Origin of the sequence: Nocardia sp. NPDC057440 (assembly GCF_042802915.1) — a bacterium.
Taxonomy (GTDB): domain Bacteria; phylum Actinomycetota; class Actinomycetes; order Mycobacteriales; family Mycobacteriaceae; genus Nocardia.
This window is the reverse complement of sequence record NZ_JBHVDF010000008.1, coordinates 296,993-322,483: the sequence shown is the minus strand read 5'-3', so window position 1 is coordinate 322,483 and position 25,491 is coordinate 296,993. Positions and strand designations below refer to the sequence as shown.

At 65.4% G+C, this 25,491-nt stretch carries 27 protein-coding genes and 1 pseudogene; 6 read left to right on the top strand and 22 right to left on the bottom strand.

Going from position 1 to position 25,491, the window contains the following annotated elements:
• Window positions 1-1,229, bottom strand: a 1,229-nt coding sequence (locus ACFU4Z_RS19490) for a serine hydrolase (protein ID WP_379064826.1), incomplete at its 3' end; no start/stop codon positions are given.
• Between the two features lie 148 nt (window positions 1,230-1,377).
• Here ACFU4Z_RS19490 and ACFU4Z_RS19485 point away from each other — a divergent pair.
• Both ACFU4Z_RS19485 and ACFU4Z_RS19480 read left to right on the top strand, forming a co-directional pair.
• A complete protein-coding gene (locus tag ACFU4Z_RS19485; protein WP_379064824.1) occupies window positions 1,378-1,653 on the top strand; it encodes a YggT family protein in 276 nt (91 codons plus the stop codon).
• A 207-nt stretch (window positions 1,654-1,860) separates the two neighbouring features.
• On the top strand, window positions 1,861-3,024 hold the full coding sequence (locus ACFU4Z_RS19480) for a CHAP domain-containing protein (RefSeq protein ID WP_379064821.1): 1,164 nt from the start codon (window positions 1,861-1,863) through the stop codon (window positions 3,022-3,024).
• 413 nt (window positions 3,025-3,437) lie between these two features.
• On the opposite strand, the gene ACFU4Z_RS19475 is transcribed toward ACFU4Z_RS19480, so the two are convergent.
• A complete protein-coding gene (locus tag ACFU4Z_RS19475) occupies window positions 3,438-3,911 on the bottom strand; it encodes a hypothetical protein (RefSeq protein WP_379064819.1) in 474 nt (157 codons plus the stop codon).
• Window positions 3,912-4,119: 208 nt separating this feature from the next.
• Between ACFU4Z_RS19475 and ACFU4Z_RS19470 the strand changes: the two genes are divergently transcribed.
• On the top strand, window positions 4,120-5,073 hold the full coding sequence (locus tag ACFU4Z_RS19470) for a GlxA family transcriptional regulator (protein WP_379064817.1): 954 nt from the start codon (window positions 4,120-4,122) through the stop codon (window positions 5,071-5,073).
• A 4-nt stretch (window positions 5,074-5,077) separates the two neighbouring features.
• Here the strand turns inward: ACFU4Z_RS19470 and ACFU4Z_RS19465 are convergent, their stop codons facing one another.
• The 17 genes from ACFU4Z_RS19465 to hypA form a co-directional block, all read right to left on the bottom strand.
• On the bottom strand, window positions 5,078-5,839 hold the full coding sequence (locus ACFU4Z_RS19465; RefSeq protein ID WP_379064815.1) for a DUF6390 family protein: 762 nt from the start codon (window positions 5,837-5,839) through the stop codon (window positions 5,078-5,080).
• Window positions 5,839-6,177 (bottom strand): hypothetical protein, encoded by a 339-nt coding sequence (locus ACFU4Z_RS19460; protein WP_379064813.1) that lies wholly within the window; start codon window positions 6,175-6,177, stop codon window positions 5,839-5,841. The genes ACFU4Z_RS19465 and ACFU4Z_RS19460 overlap by 1 nt, the downstream gene beginning before the upstream one ends.
• Window positions 6,178-6,272: 95 nt before the next feature.
• The gene (gene hypE / locus ACFU4Z_RS19455; RefSeq protein ID WP_379064811.1) at window positions 6,273-7,358 is read right to left on the bottom strand and encodes a hydrogenase expression/formation protein HypE; all 1,086 of its coding nucleotides are present in this window, start codon (window positions 7,356-7,358) and stop codon (window positions 6,273-6,275) included.
• The gene (hypD, locus tag ACFU4Z_RS19450; protein ID WP_379064809.1) at window positions 7,351-8,463 is read right to left on the bottom strand and encodes a hydrogenase formation protein HypD; all 1,113 of its coding nucleotides are present in this window, start codon (window positions 8,461-8,463) and stop codon (window positions 7,351-7,353) included. Before hypD ends, hypE begins: the two co-directional genes overlap by 8 nt.
• Complete coding sequence (locus tag ACFU4Z_RS19445) at window positions 8,460-8,801, bottom strand: HypC/HybG/HupF family hydrogenase formation chaperone (RefSeq protein ID WP_379064807.1); 342 nt, start codon at window positions 8,799-8,801, stop codon at window positions 8,460-8,462. Before ACFU4Z_RS19445 ends, hypD begins: the two co-directional genes overlap by 4 nt.
• Window positions 8,802-8,819: 18 nt before the next feature.
• Window positions 8,820-11,144 (bottom strand): carbamoyltransferase HypF, encoded by a 2,325-nt coding sequence (gene hypF / locus ACFU4Z_RS19440; protein ID WP_379064805.1) that lies wholly within the window; start codon window positions 11,142-11,144, stop codon window positions 8,820-8,822.
• A complete protein-coding gene (locus tag ACFU4Z_RS19435; RefSeq protein WP_379064803.1) occupies window positions 11,141-11,383 on the bottom strand; it encodes a HypC/HybG/HupF family hydrogenase formation chaperone in 243 nt (80 codons plus the stop codon). The genes hypF and ACFU4Z_RS19435 overlap by 4 nt, the downstream gene beginning before the upstream one ends.
• A gap of 3 nt (window positions 11,384-11,386) precedes the next feature.
• Complete coding sequence (locus ACFU4Z_RS19430; RefSeq protein ID WP_379064846.1) at window positions 11,387-11,848, bottom strand: hydrogenase maturation protease; 462 nt, start codon at window positions 11,846-11,848, stop codon at window positions 11,387-11,389.
• Window positions 11,849-11,895: 47 nt separating this feature from the next.
• On the bottom strand, window positions 11,896-12,015 hold the full coding sequence (locus tag ACFU4Z_RS19425; RefSeq protein ID WP_379064801.1) for a DUF6893 family small protein: 120 nt from the start codon (window positions 12,013-12,015) through the stop codon (window positions 11,896-11,898).
• Window positions 11,997-13,409 (bottom strand): hypothetical protein, encoded by a 1,413-nt coding sequence (locus ACFU4Z_RS19420; protein ID WP_379064799.1) that lies wholly within the window; start codon window positions 13,407-13,409, stop codon window positions 11,997-11,999. The genes ACFU4Z_RS19425 and ACFU4Z_RS19420 overlap by 19 nt, the downstream gene beginning before the upstream one ends.
• Window positions 13,406-14,056: a DUF6084 family protein gene (locus ACFU4Z_RS19415; RefSeq protein WP_379064797.1), complete on the bottom strand. Its 651-nt coding sequence runs from the start codon at window positions 14,054-14,056 to the stop codon at window positions 13,406-13,408. The genes ACFU4Z_RS19420 and ACFU4Z_RS19415 overlap by 4 nt, the downstream gene beginning before the upstream one ends.
• On the bottom strand, window positions 14,053-14,688 hold the full coding sequence (locus ACFU4Z_RS19410; protein ID WP_379064795.1) for a DUF5947 family protein: 636 nt from the start codon (window positions 14,686-14,688) through the stop codon (window positions 14,053-14,055). The genes ACFU4Z_RS19415 and ACFU4Z_RS19410 overlap by 4 nt, the downstream gene beginning before the upstream one ends.
• The gene (locus ACFU4Z_RS19405) at window positions 14,685-15,620 is read right to left on the bottom strand and encodes a NifU family protein (protein ID WP_379064793.1); all 936 of its coding nucleotides are present in this window, start codon (window positions 15,618-15,620) and stop codon (window positions 14,685-14,687) included. Before ACFU4Z_RS19405 ends, ACFU4Z_RS19410 begins: the two co-directional genes overlap by 4 nt.
• Window positions 15,621-15,651: 31 nt before the next feature.
• The gene (locus tag ACFU4Z_RS19400) at window positions 15,652-17,448 is read right to left on the bottom strand and encodes a nickel-dependent hydrogenase large subunit (RefSeq protein ID WP_379064791.1); all 1,797 of its coding nucleotides are present in this window, start codon (window positions 17,446-17,448) and stop codon (window positions 15,652-15,654) included.
• A gap of 11 nt (window positions 17,449-17,459) precedes the next feature.
• Entirely contained in the window at window positions 17,460-18,515 is a 1,056-nt protein-coding gene (locus tag ACFU4Z_RS19395; RefSeq protein WP_379064789.1) for a hydrogenase expression protein HypE, read from the bottom strand.
• An 88-nt stretch (window positions 18,516-18,603) separates the two neighbouring features.
• Window positions 18,604-19,488, bottom strand: a complete 885-nt coding sequence (gene hypB / locus ACFU4Z_RS19390; RefSeq protein ID WP_379064787.1) for a hydrogenase nickel incorporation protein HypB — start codon at window positions 19,486-19,488, stop codon at window positions 18,604-18,606.
• Window positions 19,446-19,820: a hydrogenase maturation nickel metallochaperone HypA gene (hypA, locus tag ACFU4Z_RS19385; protein WP_379064785.1), complete on the bottom strand. Its 375-nt coding sequence runs from the start codon at window positions 19,818-19,820 to the stop codon at window positions 19,446-19,448. Before hypA ends, hypB begins: the two co-directional genes overlap by 43 nt.
• Window positions 19,821-19,987: 167 nt before the next feature.
• Between hypA and ACFU4Z_RS19380 the strand changes: the two are divergent.
• The 3 genes and pseudogenes from ACFU4Z_RS19380 to ACFU4Z_RS19370 all read left to right on the top strand — a co-directional run.
• Window positions 19,988-20,303 (top strand): annotated as a pseudogene (locus ACFU4Z_RS19380) (BTAD domain-containing putative transcriptional regulator); the annotation flags it as partial.
• Between the two features lie 122 nt (window positions 20,304-20,425).
• Window positions 20,426-20,824 (top strand): hypothetical protein, encoded by a 399-nt coding sequence (locus ACFU4Z_RS19375; protein ID WP_379064854.1) that lies wholly within the window; start codon window positions 20,426-20,428, stop codon window positions 20,822-20,824.
• 55 nt (window positions 20,825-20,879) lie between these two features.
• Window positions 20,880-22,094, top strand: a complete 1,215-nt coding sequence (locus tag ACFU4Z_RS19370) for an FAD-dependent monooxygenase (RefSeq protein WP_379064783.1) — start codon at window positions 20,880-20,882, stop codon at window positions 22,092-22,094.
• Window positions 22,095-22,109: 15 nt separating this feature from the next.
• Here the strand turns inward: ACFU4Z_RS19370 and ACFU4Z_RS19365 are convergent, their stop codons facing one another.
• From ACFU4Z_RS19365 to ACFU4Z_RS19355, 3 genes are all read right to left on the bottom strand, one after another.
• Entirely contained in the window at window positions 22,110-22,700 is a 591-nt protein-coding gene (locus tag ACFU4Z_RS19365) for an NADPH-dependent FMN reductase (protein WP_379064781.1), read from the bottom strand.
• Between the two features lie 104 nt (window positions 22,701-22,804).
• Window positions 22,805-24,166 carry an NtaA/DmoA family FMN-dependent monooxygenase gene (locus ACFU4Z_RS19360; protein WP_379064779.1) on the bottom strand — a complete coding sequence of 454 codons (1,362 nt, stop codon included), beginning with the start codon at window positions 24,164-24,166 and terminating at the stop codon, window positions 22,805-22,807.
• Window positions 24,166-25,260, bottom strand: coding sequence for an LLM class flavin-dependent oxidoreductase (locus ACFU4Z_RS19355; protein ID WP_379064777.1), 1,095 nt, complete (start codon window positions 25,258-25,260; stop codon window positions 24,166-24,168). Before ACFU4Z_RS19355 ends, ACFU4Z_RS19360 begins: the two co-directional genes overlap by 1 nt.
• Between the last annotated feature and the right edge of the window lie 231 nt (window positions 25,261-25,491).

Below are 25,491 nucleotides of genomic sequence, written 5' to 3'. Positions count from 1 at the left end.
GCCAGATGGTGGTGACCACGATCAGCGGTCCCGCCGCATTCGGCAGCACATGACGCAGCAGGGTCCGTCGCCTTGCCACTGGTCAGAATCGCCCCCGACAGCCCGCGGGCCGGATCGGCCCAGCCGTATTGGGTCGTCAATCCGCTACGCCCGAAATGAGATTCGGTGTGGCGGCCGAACTTCGACCGCCGCCCGCCCAGTTCGAAGCCCGCCCGGCTCACCGCGCCGGCCAGGCCCGGCATCCACTTCGCCGGTTGCACCGCCTGCCGCAATGTATCTGGTTCGATGATCCTGATGCCATCCAGTTCGCCACCGCGCGTGAGGATTTCATAGAACCGCGACAACTCGAACGCCGTCGTGACGAGATTGCCAGAGGGAAGCTCCGCGGTGAGTAAGGCCCGCGTCGCAGCGTCGGACACCCGACCGTTCATCCCGCCACCGAGCGCTTTGCGCGCCAGGAAGGTCGACAAACGGGACGCCCGCGGCCCGGTCTTCACGCTGGGGACCACCTTGTCGACATCCTCGGGGGCCACACCGAAGTTCGTCCACCGGAAGCCGAGCGGGTCGAGCACCTGCTCGGCCAAATGCTCACGCATCCGTTTTCCTGTCGCCCGCTGGACCAGCAGCCGTTGGATGAGACCACTGGTCAACGCGTGATAGACCCGGAACCGCCCCGGCGGCCAGCTCGGGACGAGATCGGCCAGGCCCCGCACCGCCAACTCCTCGTCGACCACCAACTCCATGCCCTTGTACGGCGGCGTGACGAAGGGGACGCCCGCCGAATGGGACAGGACGTCACCGATCGTGATGGCCGCCTTGCCATTGGCGGCGAACTCCGGAATGTATTGGCACACTGGATCGTTCAATGCGAATGCGCCCTGCTCGATGAGCATGAACATCAGTGCCGCCGACACACCCTTCGCTGTGGAGAACCCACAGAACGGCGTTTCCGGCGTGACGAGCACTTTTGCCGCGCCGGGCCCGTCCGCGGGCGCGTTCCCCCAGCCGTGTCCGATGGCCCGGTTCAACACGACTTTCTCGTTGCGTCGCAGACACACCTGGATCGCGGGTGTCGTCCCCAACCGATACCACGCCCGCACCGACGCCCACAGCGACTCGACGTCACCTCGAGTCAGCCCGGCGGTTGCCGGATCGTCCTCGTTCCCTACCGTCGTCACCGATTCCATATCCTCGGCGACCATCACCAACGAGCCAGACGATGTACTCATCCACCCACCATAGGTGCGTTCACACCGTCACCCCTCCCTGGTCAGACCTGATAGTCCGCTGAGAACTTCGCGATTGTGGCACCTTGGACCGCACCGGTCGCGTTGATACCAGCAGGACGGCCGATACGGCCACTACCAAGGAGTCGTGATGACCCTCATCGGATTGCTGATCGGGTACGCGTTGACGGCGTTCGTACTCCTGCTGCTCGCCAGGATGGTGTTGGACTGGGTGGGTGTACTTGCCGATGCCCCCTCCTGGACGAACCGGGCCCACACCCTGACCCGAAACTGGACCGAGCCGGTGATCGCACCGGTGCGCAAGGTGCTGCGCCCGGTGCGGGCGGGTGGATTGTCGATCGATCTGGCGTTCACGGCGGTGTTCGTCGTCGCGCTGGTTCTGCGCACGATCGCCTTCAGTCTCTAGAAGCGCAGATCTCGGCGGCTACCTGCGACCGATCGGACACATCTCGCACTCGGGCTTACCAATGTCGGGAATGCCCGATAATCGAAGGTGTTTCGCAAGGTCGGCCGTGCACGGCCGGATGGGTCGTAACCGAGTGAGGTAACGGATGCCGCTGTTGGTATACCCACGGGTGGGTGCCCCGCTGACCGTCGACGGCCAGGTGCCCCGATGAGCCCGGGACCCACAATCGCGTACAGACCCGAAGAAACAATCCCGGACGTTTTCGAAGTCGACCTGCCGAACGAACTTCCTGGATGGCCTCCCCCGCTCGTCTTGCTCGTCAACTTCATCGACGAGAACCTGCAGGCCAGCGTCCTCAACCTTGCCGCAGGCACGCCGGGCACGCAGCCGGACGCGATGGACAGTCTTCGCAAAGTGGACATCCTCGCCAAATCCGCAGACGGCAAACCCACCTCGACACTGGCAGATGACTACGAACAGAAAATCACCAAGGTCGACGACATCAAGAAACGCCTGCATGCGCAGAACACGAGCGTCGACGCCTCCGCCTTCGCCACGTTCGATAAGTCCAGCACGACATTCAACTCGGTCATGACGAAGGTTCGCGATCTCGAGAACAACCTCCGCAGCTCCGACGGCCCCAAGGAGCCATCGCCGATCATCTCAGCCACTACGTTCAGATACATTCTCGACCAGTTATTCGGCACCCTCAGCTCCGTACACGACGAGATCGCGATGGCGGTCGATGATATTCAGACGGAAGCGGACCGAATTCACCGCTCGATCCCCCCGGGCTTTCCCTCCTACGCTGCACCCTCCTACGGTCCGCGCCCGACCGCGCTCGCCCAACCGCACAGCAACGGCGAGTACGTGCCCGCCAATCCAACGGACGGCGTCGGCAACGCAGTCAAAGCCGCATGGGGCGAACTCAAGCGGGGCGTCCGCGAAACCAATGGAAACAACGTCGTCGACGCGGAGTACAACATCAACGACGCGTGGTGTGCGGCCTTCGCCACCTGGGCGTGGGGGAAGGGAGACATCGACGTGGACTGGAACAACCCGAACTTGGTGTCGTCCATTTGGTCCCAGGCTCAGGGCGGCATCGAGGCGCAGAACGGCATGGGCCGCGTAACGACAGGCCCCATATCCACCGCAGGCGCGGGCGACCTCCTCATCTGGGGCGACCAGGGGCACATCGGCCTCGTGGTCGCCCGTAACGGCAACATGATCACCACAATCGAAGGCAATTCCAGTGACCAGGTGGCCGAACGCACCTATGACATCACCAAGGGTGGCTTCGCAGGTGTCGTCCATCCGCCCCCCGGCTCCAAGTCTTCAGCCGTGGGAAGTTCTGCGCAAGCCGCTATGTGATTCCTTGGCTACGGTCCTCCCACGTCGTCCGCACTGTGACGGCCGCGACGCTGAGGCCCACGGATCGAGCTCGTCGGTATGTGGCGAACCGGTCCGCTGATGTCGCTTCACCTACCGGGATCCACGATCTCAGCGCGGATCCCCCGAAAAGAAGAGTGAGCAATGGATATTCAAGGAATCCTGGGTCTGATCCTCGGTGCGGGCAGCAGCGTGCTCAGCCTCGGTAGCAGCTTGATCCGCTAACGCTCCGACTATAGGCAGGCAATCGCTCACCTGGCGAATGCCGCCGATGCGGAAGACCGGGCGCTCACGCGAGCGTCCGGTTCGCCGATCAGCAAGGCGCCCGTGGATAACGAATATCAGTGCCATACAGCATTATTCGGCTGATTCGCGGGAAGGGGAGCAATCCCACCTCAAGCCGCGGTTGTGGACCCCGGACGAATGATCATCAGGACGGTCACAGTCGCCCACAGCAGGTTGAATGTTCCGGTGTACATCGCCAATTGACTGATCACGGCGCGCGCCGGTGCGTTGGGATGCGGCATCCCGGTGAGTCCGGTGAGAATCTTCGCCTGGTCAGGAAGCACCATCAGGGCAAGGACCCCCGCCGCAGCGGCGGTCAGGACGATCGAGACCATCAACCACCTATCCCCCAGCACGCCGAGGCTGATCGCGGTGGCGAATCCGAACACCGGGACAACGATCCCGACGGCCGCGTACACCCGGCAGATGCGATGCAAGGTCCGCAGCACCACAATGGGTTGTCCGGCAACGGGTTCGGCTACGGCGCGACGCGCGAAGGCGGGGAACATACTGGCCGCGACCGTGACCGGGCCGACCGCGATGATCGCGGCGAGGACATGGACCGAGAGCAAAAACTTGGTCACGACGCGATGACCCCTGACGACACGAGCATGGGCATTCGTTCCTCTCCGTTGACGCTTCCCGCCGACGGTAGCCAGTGCGCGCGATCATCGGAATCGGCTGGATTGCCATATTCCAACGGATTCTCGCCAACTAGCTGAACTCCTTCTTTCAGGGCAACCCCAGGCCGGAATGCTTGGCAGGAATTGTGGTCAGGCCTAGTTTGTAGCCATGCATACCGTCGCCGTCCTGGCGCTGGACAAGGTCATCCCCTTCGACCTGTCCACACCGATCGAGGTGTTCACCCGCATCCGACTGCCCGACGGACGCACGCCCTACCGGGTCCGCGTCTGCGGTGCGACGCGGACAGTCGACGCGGGCGCATTCACACTCCAGGCGCGCTGGGGCTTGGAAGCGCTCACCGGCGCCGACACGATCATCCTGCCCGGCTGCTCCGATCCGGCCGCCCCGGTAGCGACCGAGGTCATCGACGCACTGAAACTCGCTGCGCACAACGGCACCCGCATCGCATCGATCTGCTCGGGCGCGTTCATTCTCGCCGCCACCGGGCTACTCGACGGACGGCGCGCCACCACACATTGGCTCGCCGCCGAACTACTCGCCGCTCGCTATCCGCTGATCGAGGTCGATCCGAATGTGCTCTACGTGGACAATGGCCACATTCTGACCTCTGCGGGAGCTTCGGCCGGAATCGACCTGTGCCTACATCTCATTCGCCGCGATCACGGCTCCGCGGTGGCCGCCGACGCGGCCCGTCTCTCGGTCATGCCGCTGGAACGTGAAGGCGGACAAGCCCAATACATCGTCCGGGACAACCCGCCCGCACCGCGCGGCTCGGTTCTGGAGCCGGTGTTGCATTGGATGGAGGACAACGCGGCGCGGGAGCTCACCCTCGACGACATCGCCCTCCGCGCAGGCATGAGCACCCGCACCCTCAATCGCCACTTCCGCGAACAGACCGGCACCACACCGTTGCAGTGGCTGCACCGCACGCGCGTCCGCCATGCCCAATACCTGTTGGAGGCCACCACACACCCGGTAGACCGGATCGCGGGCCAGGTCGGGTTCGGCTCGCCGACGGCCTTTCGCGACCGCTTCAAGCGCATAGTCGGCACCAGCCCGAACGCCTACCGGTCGGCCTTCCACAACGCCGAAAACATGTGAGGGTTCAGAGATTTCCCGTTGATTGTGCGCGCTGAGCGGACTCGGCGAGCCGAAGATTGGTGACCTTCAGCTGGCGGGCGGTACTGGCCGCCAGATCCCGAGCCTGCTCCGGTGCGAGACGACCGCACAGGCGACCCCAGTGCACGCCGACTTCGTCGCCGACCTCGACGTCCGGCACCGAGCTGTATCCATCTGACCAGATGTCCGCGCGCAGTATCGACGGCGTGGACAGCTCGAGCGTCTGCCCGTTCCACACCAGTGTGCGACAGCGCAATGCGACGCCGGTTCTGTCACGGGAAACGACTGTCCCCCAATTGATCCGGCAATTGTCGAGGACGCTCACCGGAAGCTCGTCCATCCCCCTGCCCAACAGTCGCGACCACGGGTACACACCGAACACATGGAAGCAATGGTTGGCAGCGGCTTCCTCGGCCAGTTCCGGGGTGAGGTGCGCCCAGTAGGCTCCTGCCACCGGGCCGATCACCGAAAGCAGTTCGGTCATGAAGGCCCCTGCGTCGAGATGAGCGCCGATTCCACCACCGTGCCAATAGGATTCGACGAGGCGATGGTCCAGCGGATCGTCGATCCCGGTCAGCCGGGACATCACCCGCAGGTAGGGCCACACGCCGGAAAAACGGGTGGCGACCGCCCGAATCTCGGCACCGGAGCCGCCCCGCAATGCCGCCGCCTCCTCAGGGCCGCAGTAGCCGAGCCGGTTGGGCGCGTAGGTGTATCGCGCGAACATGTCCGTACCGCGGGCGTCCATCACCGCTGCGGCTTCCCGGCCAGGTCGGACTGCCAGCGATGCCCGCCATCGCCGATGCGCCACACCGCAAAGGCAACGATCCAGGTGAGCGCGAACAGTCCGACTATGAGGAAACCCAACGCACCGAGATCGAGAGTCCCGACACAGGCCAGCGGCCCCGTGGTGATATCGAGCTTCTCGGTGAGTATCGAAATCACTTCCTGCGCACCGATCAACAGAGCGACCGCCACCGAGTTGTTCGGGACGACAAGGACGAACAACGTGGCCCAGCCGACGATGTGCAGAGTGAGGACGGCGGCGACCATTCCGGCAATGGCGGCCCACTGCCCAGGTGGCATTGCGATCCACGCAGGCCGCAGCGCCTTCTGATAGCAGGCGATCGAAACGATGGTGTGGACCTCGCTAACTCTCCAGCGGCGAATCGCCGTCTCTCTCAACAAATCCGCGGTAACTGCTCTCCGGCAGGCAGGGCGACCACCCTGGTTCCCCCCAATGCGGTACGCGCGACCACCATGCCCGGATGCTCCGCGACGCACACCCCGATCGCTTCCGCCCGCGCGCCGAGCGGATGATCGCGCATCGCTGCCAGCACCCGATCCGCGTCCCGCGGTGCGACGAAGGCGATCAGCTTGCCCTCGTTGGCGACGTACATCGGGTCCAATCCGAGCAGGCCGCAGGCGTCGCGCACCTCGGCGGGCACGGGCAGATTCCGTTCATCCAGTGAGACACCGACTTTCGCCACACTCGCGATCTCATTGAGCGTCGCCGCCACACCGCCGCGGGTGGGGTCGCGCAGCACGTGCACATCCGCGCCGGTCGCGAGCATCGCCGCGACCAGACCGTTGAGTGGCGCGGTGTCACTGACCACGGTGGTCCCGAATTCGAGCCCTTCGCGACAGCTCATCACCGCAACCCCGTGCACACCGATGTCACCGCTGACGAGCACGACATCGCCCGGTGCGGCACGCTGCGGCCGGATATCGACGCCTTCGTCGACGATGCCGATCCCCGCGGTATTGATGAAGATGCCGTCGCCGTGCCCGGCATCGACCACCTTGGTGTCACCGGTGACGAGCGTGACCCCGGCAGCGAGCGCCGCCGTGCCCAATGCCTTGGCGATGTGCGCGATATCGGCGAGTGCGGTGCCCTCCTCCAGGATGAACGCGGTCGAGAGCACCATCGGCCGCGCGCCGGCCATCGCGAGGTCGTTGACGGTGCCGTTGACGGCGAGCTCGCCGATCGAACCGCCAGGAAACACCAGAGGCTTCACCACGAATGAATCCGTCGAGAAGGCCAGCCGGGCGCCGCCGAGGGTGATCACCGCGGAGTCGCCCATGCCCGCCTCGGCGGCAGACCCGAACGCGGGCAGGAAGAGATGCTCGATCAACTCGCCCGACATCGCGCCCCCGCCGCCGTGCCCCATCACAATGTTCGGTGAGTCCCGCAGGGGCATCGGGCACACCCAGTTCTCCATGTCGATCGTCGGAGCCGGCGAGGGCATTCCGATGTGGTCAGGCATGAGCCACCTCCGCGGGTTGATCGAGGCGCCGGTAGAGGTAGTAGGCGGCGCACGCGCCCTCCGAGGACACCATCGTGGCGCCCAACGGGTTTCGCGGTGTGCACTCCTTGCCGAATGCGGCGCACTCGTGCGGTTTGATAAGGCCCTGCAGCACCTCGCCGGAGCGGCAGATCGACGATTCCGCGGTATGCAGGTCGCCCACCGAGAACCGCTGCTCGGCGTCATAGTCGCGGTATCGTTCCGAGAGCCGCCACCCGCTCTGCGGTATCACCCCGATGCCACGCCAGGCACGGTCGGTGACGTCGAAGACATCCCGCAGCATCGCTTTCGCGGCGGTATTGCCCTGGGCCATCACGGCGCGGGGATACGCGTTCTCCAGTTCGTGTCTGCCTTCCTCGAGCTGAATCACGGTGCGGCGGATGCCCTCCAGGATGTCGAGCGGCTCGAAGCCGGTGACTACCATCGGCACCCGATACTTCTCGGCCAGCGGCGGATATTCCTCGGTGCCCATCACGCTGCACACGTGCCCGGCCGCGAGGAACCCCTGCACTCGACAGCTCGGTGACTCCATGATCGCGGCGATCGCGGGTGGCACCAGCACATGCGAGACGAGCAGCGAGAAGTTCTCGATGCCGAGCCGCTTCGCCTGATAGACGGTCATGGCGTTGGCAGGCGCGGTTGTCTCGAATCCGATACCGAAGAACACCACCTGGCGATCCGGGTTCTCCCTGGCGATATTGAGCGCGTCCAGCGGTGAATAGACCACTCGGACGTCGCCACCCTCGCTCTTGACGTGGAAGAGGTCCTTCTTGCTGCCGGGCACGCGCAGCATGTCACCGAACGAACAGAAGATCACACCGGGTCGTGCGGCGATAGCCAATGCCTTGTCGATCACCTCGAGCGGGGTCACGCAGACCGGGCAGCCCGGTCCGTGGATCATCTCGATCTGATCAGGAAGCAGCTGGTCGATACCGTGCCGGATGATCGAATGGGTCTGGCCGCCACAGACTTCCATAATGGCCCAGCGTTGTGTGGTGACCTCGCGGATCTTGTCGAGCAGGTGCTTGGCCAGCTCCGGATTGCTGAACTCGTCGAGATACTTCATGGCGCCACCTCTGTGTCGTGTTGCGGCTCTGTTGGTTCGGTCTCTTCGGCCGTGGGGTCGGCGAGGCCGGCTTGTCTGGCGGCCAGCGCGAAACCGTCGCCGAATTCCTCGTTCAGCACGCCGAGGTGCTCGAATTCGGCCAAGGTCCGCAGCGCGGACTCCTCGTCGAGGCGCTGGATGGCGAAGCCCACGTGGACGACCACGTAGTCACCGACAGCCGCGTCCGGGATGTATTGCAGGCACACATCTTTGTGCACGCCGCCGAAGTCGACGACGGACATCAGCGTGCCGTCGCGCTCCTGAAGGCTGAGCACCTTTCCTGGGACTGCCAGGCACATCGTCGGCTCTCCTTTCGCTCAGCCCGCGCCCGCGGCGAGTATCTGCCCGAACGCGAGACCACCATCATTCGGCGGCAGCCGACGATGACAGAGGACGTGGAATCCATTTCCCCGCAACAATGTTCGCGACTGCGACAACAACAGGGCATTCTGGAAGACCCCGCCCGACAGGGCGACGGTCGTCGATTCGCTCGCATAGGCGAGCGCCAGTTCGAGGACAAGGCGCGCGACGGCCCGGTGGAATCGCGCACCGATCACAGCGGGTGCGACGCCGCGCGTCGAGTCGGCGACCACGGCAGCGATTACCGGCGCCGAGTCGATCACGACGGGTTCGACGTCGTAATCCAGCGCGAACCGATAGGTCTCGCCGGCGTCGGGAGCGCCGGCCCGAGACATGCCTTCCAGCTCGATCGCGGCCTGCGCTTCATAATCGGCGACGTGGCGCACGCCGGCCAGCGATGACACGGCGTCGAACAGCCGCCCCATGCTCGAGGTCGGCACACAGCCGAGGCCCGTCTCGAATTGATGAGACAGCACACCTCTTTCGTTCACCGGACATGCCGCGACCGACGCGATCGACGGCGACCACTCGATGCCCGCCGCCCGCAGGTGCGCCAGCGCCATCCGGTACGGCCGACGCACACTCGCATCGCCACCGGCCAGCGGCACGTATTTCAGGTGCGCGAGTCGCCGGAAGCCTTTGTAACCGGCGAGCAGCACCTCACCGCCCCAGACCGCCCCGTCGGGACCGAACCCCGTCCCGTCGAAGGCAAGACCGACGACCGTCGCCGATTCGCCGAGCCCGTGCTCGCCCATCACCGCGGCGATGTGGGCGTGGTGATGCTGGACCGTCCGGATGGGCCGGCCGCCCGCGTGCTGCCGCGCCCACGCGGTGGATCGGTAGAGCGGGTGCGCATCGACCGCCAGCTGCGTCGGGCGGACGCCGGTGAGGTCCTCCAGATGCTGTTCGGCAGCGCCGAACGCGCGCAGGGTCGCCAGGTCGTCCATATCCCCGATGTGCTGGCTGAGCCACGCGTAGCGGCCATCGGCCACCGCACAGGTGTTCTTGAGGTCGCCACCCACCGCCACGGTGGGCGGCACGGGGACCGGTAGCGCCAACGGCATCGGCGCATAGCCACGCGAGCGCCGGATCGGGAGTTCGATCCCGTCGACCAGACGCACCACCGAGTCGTCGCACGGTACGAGGATGCGGCGGTTGTGCGAGAGCCAGCCGTCGGCGAGATCGGCGAGCCGCTCGCGCGCATCGGCGTCGTCGTAGCAGATCGGCTCGCCGCCGAGGTTGCCCGAGGTCATCACCAGCGCCTGTGGGCCGGGTGGATCGCCCGGCAGACCGAACAGCAGCACGTGCAGCGGGGTGTAGGCGAGCATGACGCCGAGATCAGGGTTGCGCGGCGCGACGGAATCGGCGAGCGCGCGGTCGCCGCGGGCCAACAGCACGATCGGTTGTTGCGGACAGGTCAGCAGGGCGGCACCGGTCTCGTCGACATGGACGATCGAGCGCGCCGCGGCCAGATCCGCGACCATGACGGCGAAAGGCTTGTCGCCGCGGCGCTTTCTCCTGCGCAACTCGGCCACCGCGGCCTCGTTTCCGGCATCGCAGGCGAGGTGGTAGCCGCCGATACCCTTCACCGCCAGAATCCCGCCCGTGCGCAGCAGTTCCCTCGCGGCGGCCAACGGGTCGTCGGCACGGCAGCGCAGATCGGCCGAGACGATGTGTGGCACAGGTGCATTCATGTCCCTGTCGACATAGTCGAGAGTCGGGCCGCAGTCGGGGCACGCGATCGGCTGGGCGTGGAAACGCCGGTCGGCCGGGTCGGCGTATTCGCGAGCGCAGCGCTCGCACATCGCGAAATCGGCCATCGAGGTTTGTGCGCGGTCATAGGGCAGACCGGCGATGATGGTGAACCGTGGTCCGCAGTTGGTGCAGTTGATGAAGGGATGGCGGTAGCGGCGGTCATGTGGATCGCGCAGTTCGCGAGCGCAGTCCGCGCACATCGCGACATCGGGCGAAGCCAGGGTGCGTCCGCCGCCTTCCCGGGTGGTGTCCGCGATGTGGAATCCGGTGCCACCGCGCACCGCGACAGCGACCTCGTGCACCGATTCGACTACGGCCAGCGGCGGGGGACGATGTCGAACCCGGCGCGTGAACTCGTCCAGATCCGCTGGCGCGCCTTCGACCTCGACTATCACACCGGAACTGTTGTTCGACACGCTGCCGGACAGCGCCAGTTCGGCCGCTGTGGTGTAGACGAACGGACGGAATCCGACACCCTGCACCACGCCGCGGATGATCAGCCGCCGCCGGGCTCGCGCGCCGGTCACGGCTCGTCACCGCTACCCAGCAGGCGAAGCCCGTCCAACGCCTGCGCCGCGCCTGCCTCGTCGGTCTTCTCGACCGCGAAGCCCATGTGAATGATCACCCAGTCGCCGGGTTGCGCCGGATCATCCTCGAGGAGGCCGATATTCACCTTCCGCTTCTCGCCGGAGACATCCACCAGCGCGATCTGGTTGTGGTAGCCGTCGAGAATCTCGACGACTCGGCCCGGGATACCGAGGCACATCGTTCACACCTCCTGTCGTGTGCTCAGCAGGTCCGCGACGACCCGATCGACGGCGTCCACCGCCGCGTCCACCGCCGCGGCGACCGGCCCGGTCAGGCCGATTCCCTCCGCAACGGACTCGATCTGGCAGCCGACGACGACCGTCGGCGGCACTGTCCCACCGAGCGCTCGCACACCCGCGAACACGGCATCCGGATTCATGGCATGGGCGTCCAATTGCGCCGCGCTCGCCGGATCGGGCTCCGCGTGAAAGACCACGAGCGCACCCGGAGTGCCGCGATTCGGCACGGCGTCGATCAGCACCAGCGCGTCCCACTCGTCGAGCAGGTCGTAGGCGAGGTGCATGCCACGGATGCCGTAGTCGACCACGCGCACGGCACTTTCGGGGTGCGGCGGCAACCGCCGCACCACCTCCGGTCCGAATCCGTCGTCGCCGAGGAAGATATTGCCGATCCCGGCGACCAGTACCTTGACCGTCTGCTCGCTCCTTTCCCGGTGCGCTTCGGCGTCGGCTACATGTGCCGAATCTTGAAATAGCGCCTGAGGTCCGGTATCGACCGGACACCGAGGTAGAGACCGCCCACTACTATCAGCGCGACGACTCCTGTCGCGATCAATCCGACCGTTTCCATGGCGGACCTTCCTTTCCGTTCTCGGGGCTGCTGAGTGGTTCGATTTCCTCCGGTGCGAAATACAGGTAGCGGCCGTACCATTCGTGCAGATCGGCGGCTGGGTCGTCCGCGATGACAACCCCGACATGGGCCTGACCGTCGACGTCTTCATGCACCGAGGTGACGCGTGCGAGCTTGCCGTCGAAGAACAAATCCTGGGCGTCTGCGCGCCGTGACGGATGCAGCCTGACCAGGCTGCCTCGGCTCACGCGAACACCCTGAACCGAGACCGCGTCCGATTCCGGCGCAACGGCATTGTCCGCCAATGGATCCCACCAGTCGACGCCCTCTGGGATTTCCGGCACCAGCCGCGGCGGCGTCGAGCCCGACTCGCTGAAGTCCAGCGGACCGGGATCCGGTCGGCCAAGGTGTGGGTTTCGCAGCACACCGTGCAGCAGCTGCATCGCCTCCGGAGTCATGCCGTCACAGCGATCGATGATCTGCGCCGCGCGCACATCGGTGGCCCGGGCCTGCGCTTTCTCCTGGTCGGTCATCGTCATCACGCGCAAGGTGAGGATCTCGTCGATCTCGGTGGAATCGAACAGCGGTCCCTCGCTCTGCTCGGCGATCTCGGGGTGGTCGTAGAGAATGATCGGGGAGATCAACAGCAGGCTGTCGTCATCGGGCGGGCCCGCCAGCACCGGAAAACAGCGGTGCTGGTGGCAGCGTGCGATGGCGTCGGTCGCGTCCGAGGGCGGTTCGAGCAGCGAAAGGAACCGCGCGCCATCGACTTCGGCGATGACGTGGGCGCCGATCAGGGAGCGCGCGATGGCATCGTCCTTGTCGGTCGCTGCCGGGCCGGCATTCCGGACCTCGACCGTGAGACGCAGGTAACCCTCGTCGCGCTGCACCGACATCGCCAGCCGGCCTTCCACCGGCAGCCGGGTGCGCACCAATCGGCCCGCCGTCCGGCCCTCGGCGTCGGCGATCTCCTCGACATCGAAGCCACCGGGAACGTGCACCGGCTGGGCCGTATCGGTGGCCGGAAGCGGGCCGAAGGTCAGTTCACGCTCGACGGCTTCGTCCCACGCGATCCAAGACCGCGCGCCGACCACTAGTTCGTCGACCGAGTGACCGTCGGCGTCCACCGCCAGGCGATGTTGCAACTGTAGAAAACGGACGGTCAGCGTGATCGATGCCGCATCGCCTGCGGCGAGCAGACATTGCGCCGACAGGCTCGACTCCTCGCCGAGACCCGCCTGCGCCGCGCCCTCGGGCCCCAGCACACCGAACTGCCAGCGGGACCGATTCTTGCTCGAATTCGCGCGATAGGGGTAGAGCAGATAGCCCTCGTAGAGCACCGCATCGGCGACCGCTCTGGCCCGCGCCGCGCCGGGAGATACGGTGGCGCTCATGGGATCTCCTCGGTCGAGGAAGCCAACAGGTGTGTGACCGTGTCGTCGAAGCCGAGCATGCCGTGGCCGGACTTGTACGCGGCGAGGGCGTCGAGGGTGTCCTTGCTCAACCGCACCCAGCCGGAGTTCGGGAAGTGCGCGGCCACGAGGTCGTGCCAGACCGACACCGGCATATCGAACTTGTCCTCGCGATCCCACGGAATCTGCTGGACGGCGAAACCGGTCTGCCCCTTGAAGAAGACGGTGCCGCTGAACAGAAAGATCAATGGGACGGTGCCGCCGCGCAGCGCGTGCAGATACTTGGACCCAGTCACCTCGAAGTCGTAGGTGCACGGCATCGGCATGTCTACCTCGGTGCCGCCATTGAATCCGGGAATCATGGTGGCGCAATGCATCCAGAGAAACGAGCGCTGCGTGTCCTTCCACCGCTCACGCGGACCGAACAGGTCGGCCAGACCTGCGCTCTCCTCGTCGGTATAGGCACGGCGGTACGGCTCGATGCGTACCTGCGCTCGCAGTGCGATCGCATGCACCGGGTCTTCGCCGAGCGCGGCGATGCCGACGCGCGCCGACAGGATCGGCGCCACCGCGTAGGGCTCCGGCTTGATCCCGAGGACAGCGAAGGTCGTCGAGTAGACGGGGCTCATCGCACACCACCTGGCCGTGCACGGGCCGACATCTCGGTGAAGAATTCGTCCATATAGCGGCGAACATCCTGGCCGCCATCGAAACCGCGCCACAGCATCCGCATCCGGCCGACGAATTCGTAGCACGCGTCGATCGGCAGCAGCAGGCATACGGCGTCGGTGGTGCCGCGCTCGGGCACGCGAATCAGTAATGCCTCGACATCGGCGGCGAGCACGTCGAGTTCCGGATGTCGCTCCAGCACCGAGCGCCACTGTTCCAGTGGCAGTTCCGATTCCGTCGCTCCCGCCGGACCGGGATAGAACGCGACGGTCTTGCCGAGCTCGGAATTGCGGAAGAAGAACGCCAGGCCCACCGGGATCTCGAGCGCGTCCCACTCACCCTGGCTGATGGTGAAGTCGGGGAAGAACAGGTAGCGGTCGGGCACCGCCCGATACCGCAGTGCGGCGTTCTGCGCGGTGAACAGCAGATAGCAGCCTCGGCAGACGCACATCAACTGTCTGCCTTCGATATCCACCACGTGCTGATGGGCATCGGCGATCGGCTCGGCACACATTTCACACCGCTCGCCCGCACGCACCGCCGGTTTCCGGTCGGCGGTGATGCGCTGCAGGACATGGAATGGTGTCGTCACCCGTGCACCCCCACCGGCACCGCCACCGACAACTCACCGGAGCGCACCAGCACGGGCAGCGGATCGAGGTGCCCGTCACCGTCGACTCGGGCGCCCGCGTGCACGACATCGAAATGGGCGAGGCAGGTCGGGCACCGCAGTACCGCGTCGCCGACCGGGAACCCGACCCGGCGCTCCAATGCCGCGCCCGCCAGCGATTTCCCACACGCGGGACAATGGTCCCGGTAGGCGAACACACCGTCACCGATCCGACAGGCCAAGATCGGCAGCCCGCCGACGGCGAACCCACCGACCTCGCCCGGCTGCAGCTGCGCGAGCTCTGGCACGGCGATCCAACTGCCCGACTGTGATTCGGGCGCGTGCACCCGGGCGAACAACGAGTCTGCCGAGATCAGACTCGACGCCGACTCCTGTTGCGCGGCAACAACTTCTATGCGCTCGATCTCCGGTGCGGCCGCACGCACCGCGTCCTCCACCGCCAGCTCGAGCGTGACCGACGACGACGGGCAGCTGCGGCAACTGCCCGCGAATTCGAGCCGCACCACCCCGTCGGCGACACCGAGCAACTCCACATCCCCGCCGTGCGACCCGAGGTAGGGCCGCACACTGTCCAGCGCGGTCAGCACTCTCGTGTGCAGGTCGTGCGGATGCAGGCCGTGCACGAGGAGCAGGCTGGCCACCAGGTCGTCACGCGCCAGCCGGTCGACGGCGGGGCCGTCGACCAGCTGCACTACGCGTGCCAGCGCGGCGCCGTACAGATCCGCGACCTCACGCACCAATTGCTCGGCGCGTTCGCGCGCTACTGTGCCGCCGACGGCACTGGCTTCGAGCAGGGCTTCGATGCGCTCGCCCGCATCTCGCCAGCGACCCGATTCCGCCTGCTCTGGTTCGTGTGCCGCAGCGACGTGCTGTTGCCCCGGGCGATCGTCCACTGTCGTCTCCTGTCGCGTCGCCCGGTTCGGCTCACTCAGCGGTGAGCGTTTGTGTCGGGGAGTGCAGCTTCTCCACTGTCTTTCCATTGCCTAGATACATGTGCACGCCGCACGGCAGGCACGGATCGAAACTGCGCACAGTACGCATGATGTCGATGCCCTTGAAATGCTCCCGATCGTTCTCCTCGAAGATCGGTTGACCCTGCACCGCGTCCTCATAGGGGCCGGGCGTGCCGAAGCTGTCGCGGGGGTTGGCATTCCACGGCGTCGGCGGGTACGGGTGGTAGTTCGCGATCTTGCCGTCCCGGATGACCATGTGGTGCGACAGCACGCCGCGCACGGCCTCGGTGAAGCCACAGCCGATACCCTCGTCGGGCACCTCGAACTTCTCCCAGGTTTTGGTGCGGCCCGCGCGAATCTCCGCCAAAGCCTTCTCGGCGAAGTGCAGGGCGCTCGCCGCCGCGTAGGCCTGGAAGTACGTGCGGGCGCGGTTGCGTTCGATGGTGTTGCTGCCGTATGCCGGAATCTTCCATTCGAAGGTCACCGGGCCTTTGAGCGCGGTCTTCGGCAGGTTGATCTGGACACTCTGCCCCGTCGACTTCACGTAGCCGTTGTCGACAAGGCCGGCCAGCGCCGTCACCCACAGCCGGGCCAGCGGCCCGCCGCCGGTGTCGAGTGCGAGATGGTCGGTGCCGTCGAACCAACGAGGTGACATCACCCAGCTGTACTTGTCGTCCATGTCGCGCTTCTGCGGCTTGGGATTGGTGTGCTGGTTCCACGGGTGGCGACGATCGATCGGATTACCGAGCGGGTCGGTTGTCACGAACATCTCCTGATCGGTCCAGTCCTCGTAATACGAACTGCCCAAGAGAATTCGGATGCCGAGGTTGATGTCGATCAAGGAGGTGGTGATCAGCTTGCCGTCTACCACGATGCCCGGGCTGACGAACATCTTGCGGCCCCACGCCTCCATGTCTTTGTAGTCGAAGTTGCACACCTCGGGATCCTGGAACGAACCCCAGCATCCGAGCAGCGTGCGGCGCAGGCCCACCTGGTCGTAGCCGGGTAGCGCCTCGTAGAAGAAGTCGAACAGATCGTCGTGCATCGGCACGACCTTCTTCATGAACTCGACGTAGCGCATCAGCCGAGACATGTAGTCGGTCATCAGCTGAATCGTCGCGACCGTGCCGACACCGCCGGGATACAGCGTCGACGGATGCACATGCCTGCCCTCCATCAGGCAGAACATCTCGCGGGTGTAGCGGCTGACCTGAAGTGCCTCGCGATAGAAATCGCCGGTGAACGGGTTGAGGGCACGCATGATGTCGGCGATGGTCCGATAACCGTGTTCGCCGGAATGCGGTGACAGTGTTTTCTCCGCCATCGCCAGCACGCCGGGATTGGTTTCGGCGACCATCTTCTCACAGAAGTCCACGCCGACGAGGTTCTCCTGAAAGATGTTGTGATCGAACATGTACTCGGCGGCCTCGCCCAGATTGACGATCCATTCTCCCAGGTTCGGCGGCTTCACTCCATACGCCATGTTCTGGCAATAGCAAGAGCAGGTCGCGTGATTGTCACCGCAGATTCCGCAGATGCGGCTGGTGATGAAGTGCGCGTCACGCGGATCCTTGCCGCGCATGAAGATCGAGTATCCGCGGAAGATGGACGAGGTGCTGTGGCACTCGACCACCTCACGATTCTCGAAATCTATTTTGGTGTAAATGCCTAGGCTGCCGACGATTCGAGTGATCGGATCCCACGCCATTTCGACGAGATTGTCGGGATCGATCTTTCGGTGTGACGGCTCCGGGATGATCTGTGTCATCGAAGTTTCTCCTACCAGGTGCGCGACGCGCCGGATTCCAGCTTCAAACCCTTGTGCCGCCAACGGGGTTCTTTGTCGAGTGTGTTGCCGGTGATATGACGCAGGCTGCGAATCACCGACCCGTAGAGGCCCGATGCGGTGGAGGAGATCTTGCCGCCCGGTGGCTCGTCCATGAACGGCATGAACTTGTCGGGGAAGCCGGGCATAGTGCAGCCGATGCAGATGCCACCCACATTCGGGCAGCCGCCCACGCCGTTGATCCAACCGCGTTTGGGCACATTACATTTGACTACCGGTCCCCAACATCCCAGTTTCACAATGCATTTCGGCGAACCGTACTCCGTGGCGAAGTCACCCTGCTCGTAGTAGCCTGCCCGGTCACAGCCTTCGTGCACGGTAGCCCCGAACAGCCACTTCGGCCGCAACGCCTCATCGAGCGGGATCATCGGCGCCTGGCCGGTCGCCATGTAGAGCAGGTACGTCAGTGTCTCCGACAGGTTGTCGGGCTGGATCGGGCAACCGGGAACGCAGACGATCGGGATATCCGCCTTGCTCTTCCAGTCCCAGCCGAGATAGTCCGGCACGCCCATGGCGCCTGTCGGGTTGCCTGCCATCGCATGGATGCCGCCGTAGGTGGCACAGGTGCCGACCGCGACAACAGCGGTCGCTTTGGGTGCGAGGCGATCGATCCATTCACTGGTCGTCATCGGCTGACCGGTGGCGGGGTTGTTGCCGAACCCGCACCAATAGCCTTCTTCGTGCAGCTGCTCGTTCGGAATCGAGCCTTCCACGACCAGCACGAACGGTTCCAATTCACCGCGATCGGCTTTGAAGAACCATTCGAGGAAGTCGTCGGCACCGCCCGTCGGGCCGCATTCGAAATCGATGAGCGGCCAATGAACCGCGATCTTCGGCAAGCCGGGGAGCGCCCCCAGTGCAATTTCTTCGATACTCGGTTGAGTGGCTGCAGTCAGCGCCACCGAGTCACCGTCACAACCTAGGCCGGCGTTGATCCACAAGACATGGATCAACGTTTCTTCGGCTCGGACTGCTTCCTGAGTTGGCACGAGCGCCACCTTCCGAAGTCCGGACACTTGGTGACGGTCTCGCCCATTTTGAAGAACGTCACCTCTATGTGACCCTGATCACAAGAGTTTAGGCTCGCTCGACTACATGATCAAGACTGGCCGACGCTGCGGCACCGCGTTCCTTCGCAAGCCATTCATACCAGCGCGCCATGCCATCACCAGTAGTCACCGACATCGGCAGCATCTCGACGCCCGGGTTGATCGAACGGACATATTCGCGACATTTGTCGATGTCGAAGTCCACATAGGGCAGCAGATCGGTCTTGTTGACAATGACAAGCCCCGCCGCCGCGAACATGTGTGGGTACTTGAGTGGCTTGTCGGTCCCCTCGGTCACCGAGATGACCACGACCTTGCTGCGCTCACCCAGATCGAACAACGCAGGGCAGACCAGGTTGCCGACATTCTCGATGAACAACAGGGTGCCCGGCGCGGGCGCCAAGGCATCGAATGCGCGCCGCAGCATATCGGCGTCCAGATGGCAACCGGCGCCGGTATTGATCTGCACCACCGCGCAGCCGGTCGCCTTGATCCGCTCGGCATCCAACAGGGTCTCCTGGTCGCCCTCGATGACCGCGATCGGCACATCGCCCAGTTCCCTGATGGTGCGCTCCAGCAGCGTTGTCTTGCCCGCGCCCGGCGAACTGGTCATGTTGAACGCCACGATATTTCGCTGTTCGAGCCACTCACGATTATGACGAGCCAGCAGGTCGTTCTTCGCCAGGATCTTCTGCTCGAGGGTGATCGTCTCGGTCACCGGCAGGTGCACATGATCAGCGCCGTGATCATGGTGGTGACCATGACCGTCGCCGTGATCATGGCGATGACCGTCGCCGTGATCGTGATCGTGATCGTGATCGTGATCGTGACCGTCGCCGTGATCGTGATCGTGATCGCGCGGGACGCTGATCATGGCTGTTGCGTCGTTACCACATCCGCAGGTTGCGCACATTCTTCGCTCACTTCCATCGACCGGATTCGCAGTTCCCGCCCGGAAATCACATCGACGTCGGCGCTTCCACAGTGACACAGCACAATCAGGTCGGTCAGCGTGAAGTCCGCGCCACAGGACCGGCAGACCGCCCGGCCCGGTACCTGCTCGATCTCGAGCCGCGCCCCTTCCGCGACTGTGCCTTCGGCGGCGAGCTCGAAGCAGAACTGCATCGCCTCCGGAACCACCGCGCAGAGTGCACCGACCGCAACGGTGACACTGTGCACCTTCCGTCCCGCCGCGTGCCCACACACGGCGTCGATGACACTCTGCGTAATCGCCATTTCGTGCACGACAGCCTCGGCTCGGTAAGAGAGAGTGGACCGACAACGTTACTCCTGCCCACCACCCGCTCGAAGGCGTTCCTTGTCCCGACACGGGACTCAGATCCGTATGGTGTCGATGATGTCGGCGGCTCGCCGTCGATCCGGAGAGGGTCGACGCGCAGCGCTTCGGTTGTTTGGCCGAGGACGGACGTCGGGCACTTGCCGCCGGGGATCCGGCGGCCGCGGCGACGCTGTTGACCGAGGCGCAGAGCTTGTGGCGCGGCGGTGCCCTCGCCGACGTCTTGGATGCCCCATTCGCCGTGCCGCATGCAATACGCCTTGCCGACGCACCGACCGCCCCGCTGGAGGATCGCGCCGCGGCACTGCTTGCGCTGGGCCGTCACGGCAGACTTACCGGAGTTGTCGGGCTCGGACCCGCTGCGTGAACGAGCCGTCGCGCTGTTGATGCGGGCACTGTCTGCGAGCGGGCGGCAGGCGGCGGCGCTTGCCTTGTTCGCGCAGACCAGGCAGCTGCTCGACGATGAGCTGGGCGCCGACCCGCTGCGGAGCTCACGGCGGCACACCTGGCTATCCTGCGGGCCGAGTCCGCAGCCACCCCGATTGCATGCCGCATGCCTGCTCAGCTCACTAGCTTCGTCGTCTCGATCAGCGCGCAGGAGACGCGGGCGCGGATCCTCATCGGGTCCGGCTGGGTTGCCGCGGGGCACGGCAATGCACCGCAGGCCCAGTCGGCGCACCGGGCCGGTCTCGCCGCGGCCATGGCCAGCGGCAACCTACCCGTCACCTCGGGCGCGGTGGAGGGCTTGGCCGATACTTGCCTGCTGGCAGGCGACGCTGAGCGCGCGGCCGTGCTGCTCGGCGCCGGAGCTGCCCTGCGCGGTGCGCCACCGTCGGACGACCGCGATGTCGCGCGGGTTCTCACCGAAGCCGAGCGTCTGCTCGGGCCGAGACACTACCTCGATGCCCGGCAGCGTTCTCGCACTTCATCAGGTGCTGCAACTAGCCGGTGAGTGATGGTGGGCAGACGGTGAGCGTTCGGTGAGCGCCGACGCCGACGCTTGCCATATGACAACGACACAGCGTCTCGCCAATAAGACAGTCTTGATCTCCGGCGCCAGCGTAGCGGGCCCGGCCCTCGCCTACTGGCTGCACCGATACGGGTTCACCGTCACCGTCGTCGAGCAAGCTCCTGCTCTTCGGGACGGCGGCTACAAGGTCGACCTGCGTGGTGTCGCGATGAATGTCATCGAGCGGATGGGTCTGCTGCCCGAGATCCGGAAAGCGAGCACCCAGATGCGCGGCGGCGCATGGGTGAACAGGGCGGGTAAGGCGCTCGCGACGCTCGGCCCCGATCTGATCGGCATGCGCGCCCCAGGCGACGAGGAAGTACTGCGCGGTGATCTCGCTCGAATCATGTTCGACGCGAGTAAGAGTGGGGTCGAGTATCTGTTCGGGGACTCGATCACCGATATCGCCCAGGTGCCGCACGGGGTGCACGTGAGCTTCGAACATGCCCCGGCGCGGGTGTTCGATTTGGTTGTCGGCGCCGACGGATTGCATTCGACCGTGCGGCGCCAGGTGCTCGGGCCCGAAACCGAGTTCGTCCGCCACACCGGGATGCACGCATGCGTATTCAGCGTACCCAATCACCTCGATCTGGACCGTTGGGAACTCATCTATCCCACACCGGGCAGAGTGGTGCAGGTCTACAGCACCCAGCAGTCCGCCGCCAAGGCCCAATTCGTCTTTCCGACACCGAAAACCCTGCCCGACCGCCGGGATGTCGCCGGGCAGCAGCGCCTGGTCACCGATACGTTCGCCGACGGTGGGTGGGAGACCGCGACACTGCTTCAGGCGATGCCCCACTCCCCCGACTTCTATTTCGACTCGGTCAGTCAAGTCCGCCTCGACCGGTGGTCGCTGGGGCGCATTGCCTTGGTCGGCGACGCCGCCTACAGCCCGTCGCCATTGTCCGGCCAGGGCACCAGCCTTGCCATTGTCGGTGCATATGTCCTTGCGGGGGAACTGAAGTCGGCCGGAGGCGACCACCACGTCGCTTTCCCGAGGTACCAGGAAAGGATGCGCGACTATGTCGAGCTGAACCTGACCCTCGGTTGGAACAACGCCGGCCAGATGGTGGCGGGCAGCAAAAGCGCCATTCGGATGCAGACCATCATGATGCGCATGCTGCGCTACCTGCCGTGGAAGGACCTCGCACTGCGCCCGATCATGAAGCCGCTCAACCACGCTGCCAACGCCATCACCCTCGAGGACTACTGAACCGAACGTCGCAGGTCAAGCGATATATGGGCGCTCGGACCTGGCCGATTGAAGCGCTTCTCCGAACCAGACGAGTTGGTCGAGCAGCTTGGTAGCGGCGGCCTTGCTCGGCGCGGGGTCGACCGGCTGGCCGACGGAATCGAATTGCTGTGCGGCGCCGTGGAAGCTGACGGCGTCACGCACGGTGACCGCGTGCAACTCTGTGAAGACCTGCTTCAGGTGTTCGACAGCACGCAATCCGCCCGAAATGCCACCGTAGGACACAAATCCGATCGGTTTCGCCTGCCACTGGGTGAAATGCCAGTCGATCGCGCTCTTCAGTGGCGCGGGATAGCTGTGGTTGTACTCCGGTGTCACCACAACGAACGCGTCCGCTTTCGCGAGGCGGGCACCCGTTTCCACCAAGGCCTGCGCGCCCCGCTCATCCATGTCTTCGGACATGTGCGGCGGCAGCTGCGCGTCTGCGAGGTCGATGAGGTCGATACTGAGCTCTTGGCGCTGAGCGGCGAGTTCGACGAACCACTTGGCGACGGTCGGGCCGAATCGCCCGGAGCGGGTACTTCCGACGATGACGGCGAGCTGAAGCGGACTAACTGTTGGGGTCATGCACGAAGCATCGAACATCAACGAAGCTTGAGGTCAAATCGGCATGTGCAACAGCTCTCGAACACCACCCACCACCCCACGCAGCCGAGGCGAATCCGGCGCGCTCAGCGCCTGGTGAGCGGTGGGCGCAGGCCGAGGTGATGGCGGAGTGTCGTTCCGGTGTATCCGGTGCGGTAGGAACCGCGTTCCTGGAGTTCGGGAACCAACCAGTCGACGATCTCGTCGAGGCCGGTCGGCACTAGGTACGGCGAGATGTTGAAGCCGTGGGTCGCGCCGTGCCTGACCCAGCGAGTGAGTTCGTCGGCAACCTGGCCGGGCGTGCCCTGGAATCCGGATCGCTGCGAGGTTTCGATCGCCACCTGCCGCAGCGACAGGTTCTTCGCTTCGGCCAGTGCCCGCCACTGCCTGGCAATCGACACCGGGTCCTGGCCATCACGCTGTGCGCCACGGGCTCCCGAGATCACCGTCGGCACCGGGTCCTCCGCGGGCAGCGGACCGTCCGGATCGAGATCGGAGAGGTCGCGCCCCCACACCTGTCCGACCAACGACAGTGCGGTCTGGCCGGTGAACTGACTCTCCAGCACCCAGCGGGCCTTCTCTTCGACCTCGGATTCCCGCTCCGCCAACACAATCTGAGTGCCGGGCAGGATCTTGATGTCGTCGTCGGGGCGTCCGACGGCGCGCAGTCTTGCCCGGATATCGTCGGCGAACGCGAGCGCCGCATCGAAATGCGTTCCGTGCCTGGAAAAGATGACATCGGCGTTCGCAGCGGCGAACTCGCGACCGGCGGGTGAATCGCCGGCTTGGAAGATGACCGGATGCCCCTGCGCGGAGCGCGGCAGTGTCGGGGTGATCGAGACCTGGAAGTGTTCGTTGTCGCGTATCACAGTGCGCACCGCGCCCGGTTCCAGCCAGGTGGCGCTGTCGCGTGCGGTAGCAATGGCGTTGTCCGGCCAGGCATCCCACAGCTCGCGGGCGATCCGGATGAATTCGCCCGCGCGCTCGTAGCGCTGGGCGTGGTCGAGGTATCCGCCACGCCGGAAGTTCTCGCCCGTCCAAGCATTGTCGGTGGTGACGGCGTTCCAGCCGGCGCGTCCGCCCGAGAGCAAATCCAGTCCGGCAAGGCGGCGCGCGAGGTCCGCCGGTTCGTTGTAGGTGGTGTTCTGCGTCGCGACCAGTCCGATGTGGCTGGTGATCCCGGCCAGCGCCGCGAGTTGGGCGATCGCGTCGGGACGGCCCGCGATGTCCAGGTCGAGAATCTTGCCGTTCTGCTCGCGCAGGCGCAGACCCTCGCCCAAGAAGAAGGCGTCGAAGAGTCCCCGTTCAGCGGTGGCGATGATGCGCCGGAAGGTCTCGAAGTCGATCTGGGACCCGCTGGCGGGGTCCGACCAGATGGTGGAGTGGTTGACGCCCTGGAAGAAGACGCCGAAATGCACCTGCGCGTCGGGGAACGGAACGTCGGTCATCAGTGCTGATCCTTCGCGTATCGATTGTCCGGCCGGGCAAGTCCGAGGTTGGCGCGCAGTGTCGAACCGGGCACGGGACGGTGGGCGAGGCCGGATCGGAACAGAGCGGGCAAAACGAAGCGGGCGAGCACCGGCAGGTCCTCATCGATGACCGCCAGGTGCAGGCGCACACCGTCAGCGTGGTTGGCGAGTTCGGTCAGCAGCGCGACCAGATCCTTCGATGTGCCCGAGAACCGCAGGCGGGTAGTATGTTTCACGGCGGCATAGCGGTCCAGATCGGCGAGCCGCTGCGCCGCCGACACCTGCGGAAGGTCGAGGGCGACATCGAGTTCCACCAAAGCCAGCGCACCGGACTCACGAGCCCGATCGGCCGCCGTGAGGGTCTGGGCTAGATCCACACCCGACACCAGTGCTACATCCGCTTGCCCGGGTTCGGCTGCGCCGTCGGCGAAGACGACCACTTGACCCTGCGGCGGGCGTGGCACAATCGCGGGACCCTTCACCGAGAAGCTCTCGCCGACGAAGTCGGCGTAGTGCAGCTTGTCGCGGTCGAGGAACTTGCCTGTCGCATAGTCATGGATGACCGCGTCGTCTTCCCAGGAATCCCACAGTCGGCGCGCGACCTCGATCGAATCACGGTGTTCCTGAGCAAGTTCCGCCTCGGTGGTGCGGGCCGGTCGGCCCCAGGTCGTCGCCGCGGCGGGATCGGCGATCGTTGTCGCGATCCAGCCGCCGCGACCGCGCGAGGTGTAGTCGAGGGTGGCCAGTTGCGAAGAGGTGTGGAACGGCTCCGCGTACGTGGTCGCCACCGCGGGAACGAGGCCGAGGGTGCTGGTCGTCGCCGCAACGAAAGAGGCACGGGTCACGGCATCGATCCGCCCCGCGGGTTGATCGCTCGGCACCAGGATCGAATCGTCGAAGGTCGCCAGCGTGAAGCCGGCATTCTCGACCGCGGCCACACGCGACTGCACCGTGCGGCCGGTCAGGAATCGATCGGGTTCGTGCGTGGCCCGGCGCCATGCGGCCGGGTGGTAGCCCTCGCCGTCCACTTCGACACCCAACGCGAAGACTCTTCCACCGTTGCTCACCGCCATGGGTATGACGATCGTCAAACTTGTCCGACACCGCCATGTTTTGCGTCGCAGTGATCGCAACCCTCGGCGACCGCACCGGGCCGGCGCGCACCCGGCGGCGAAATTCGATCGCGGTGGGGCCCGGCCGGTGCGACCCACGTGGTGCTGCGCCCCGGCTCCCTCGACGCACGCAACCTGTTGGCCGCGATAGCCGACGCGCTCCTGCCTGCGCCGCACACCGTGCCGACACCG

Excerpts from the sequence above, each read along its gene's own strand:
- ACFU4Z_RS19355 (WP_379064777.1), bottom strand. The coding sequence starts at position 25,260 with ATGGCGGTGAGCAACGGTGGAAGAGTCTTCGCGTTGGGTGTCGAAGTG.
- ACFU4Z_RS19470 (WP_379064817.1), top strand. The coding sequence starts at position 4,120 with ATGCATACCGTCGCCGTCCTGGCGCTGGACAAGGTCATCCCCTTCGAC.
- ACFU4Z_RS19485 (WP_379064824.1), top strand. The coding sequence starts at position 1,378 with ATGACCCTCATCGGATTGCTGATCGGGTACGCGTTGACGGCGTTCGTA.
- ACFU4Z_RS19360 (WP_379064779.1), bottom strand. The coding sequence starts at position 24,166 with ATGACCGACGTTCCGTTCCCCGACGCGCAGGTGCATTTCGGCGTCTTC.
- ACFU4Z_RS19370 (WP_379064783.1), top strand. The coding sequence starts at position 20,880 with ATGACAACGACACAGCGTCTCGCCAATAAGACAGTCTTGATCTCCGGC.
- hypE (WP_379064811.1), bottom strand. The coding sequence starts at position 7,358 with ATGCCTGACCACATCGGAATGCCCTCGCCGGCTCCGACGATCGACATG.
- ACFU4Z_RS19460 (WP_379064813.1), bottom strand. The coding sequence starts at position 6,177 with ATGCCACCTGGGCAGTGGGCCGCCATTGCCGGAATGGTCGCCGCCGTC.
- ACFU4Z_RS19480 (WP_379064821.1), top strand. The coding sequence starts at position 1,861 with ATGAGCCCGGGACCCACAATCGCGTACAGACCCGAAGAAACAATCCCG.
- ACFU4Z_RS19415 (WP_379064797.1), bottom strand. The coding sequence starts at position 14,056 with ATGAGCCCCGTCTACTCGACGACCTTCGCTGTCCTCGGGATCAAGCCG.
- ACFU4Z_RS19465 (WP_379064815.1), bottom strand. The coding sequence starts at position 5,839 with ATGGACGCCCGCGGTACGGACATGTTCGCGCGATACACCTACGCGCCC.
- ACFU4Z_RS19420 (WP_379064799.1), bottom strand. The coding sequence starts at position 13,409 with ATGAGCGCCACCGTATCTCCCGGCGCGGCGCGGGCCAGAGCGGTCGCC.
- ACFU4Z_RS19435 (WP_379064803.1), bottom strand. The coding sequence starts at position 11,383 with ATGTGCCTCGGTATCCCGGGCCGAGTCGTCGAGATTCTCGACGGCTAC.
- ACFU4Z_RS19445 (WP_379064807.1), bottom strand. The coding sequence starts at position 8,801 with ATGTGCCTGGCAGTCCCAGGAAAGGTGCTCAGCCTTCAGGAGCGCGAC.
- ACFU4Z_RS19375 (WP_379064854.1), top strand. The coding sequence starts at position 20,426 with ATGCCTGCTCAGCTCACTAGCTTCGTCGTCTCGATCAGCGCGCAGGAG.
- ACFU4Z_RS19400 (WP_379064791.1), bottom strand. The coding sequence starts at position 17,448 with ATGACACAGATCATCCCGGAGCCGTCACACCGAAAGATCGATCCCGAC.
- ACFU4Z_RS19365 (WP_379064781.1), bottom strand. The coding sequence starts at position 22,700 with ATGACCCCAACAGTTAGTCCGCTTCAGCTCGCCGTCATCGTCGGAAGT.
- hypB (WP_379064787.1), bottom strand. The coding sequence starts at position 19,488 with ATGTGCGCAACCTGCGGATGTGGTAACGACGCAACAGCCATGATCAGC.
- hypD (WP_379064809.1), bottom strand. The coding sequence starts at position 8,463 with ATGAAGTATCTCGACGAGTTCAGCAATCCGGAGCTGGCCAAGCACCTG.
- ACFU4Z_RS19425 (WP_379064801.1), bottom strand. The coding sequence starts at position 12,015 with ATGGAAACGGTCGGATTGATCGCGACAGGAGTCGTCGCGCTGATAGTA.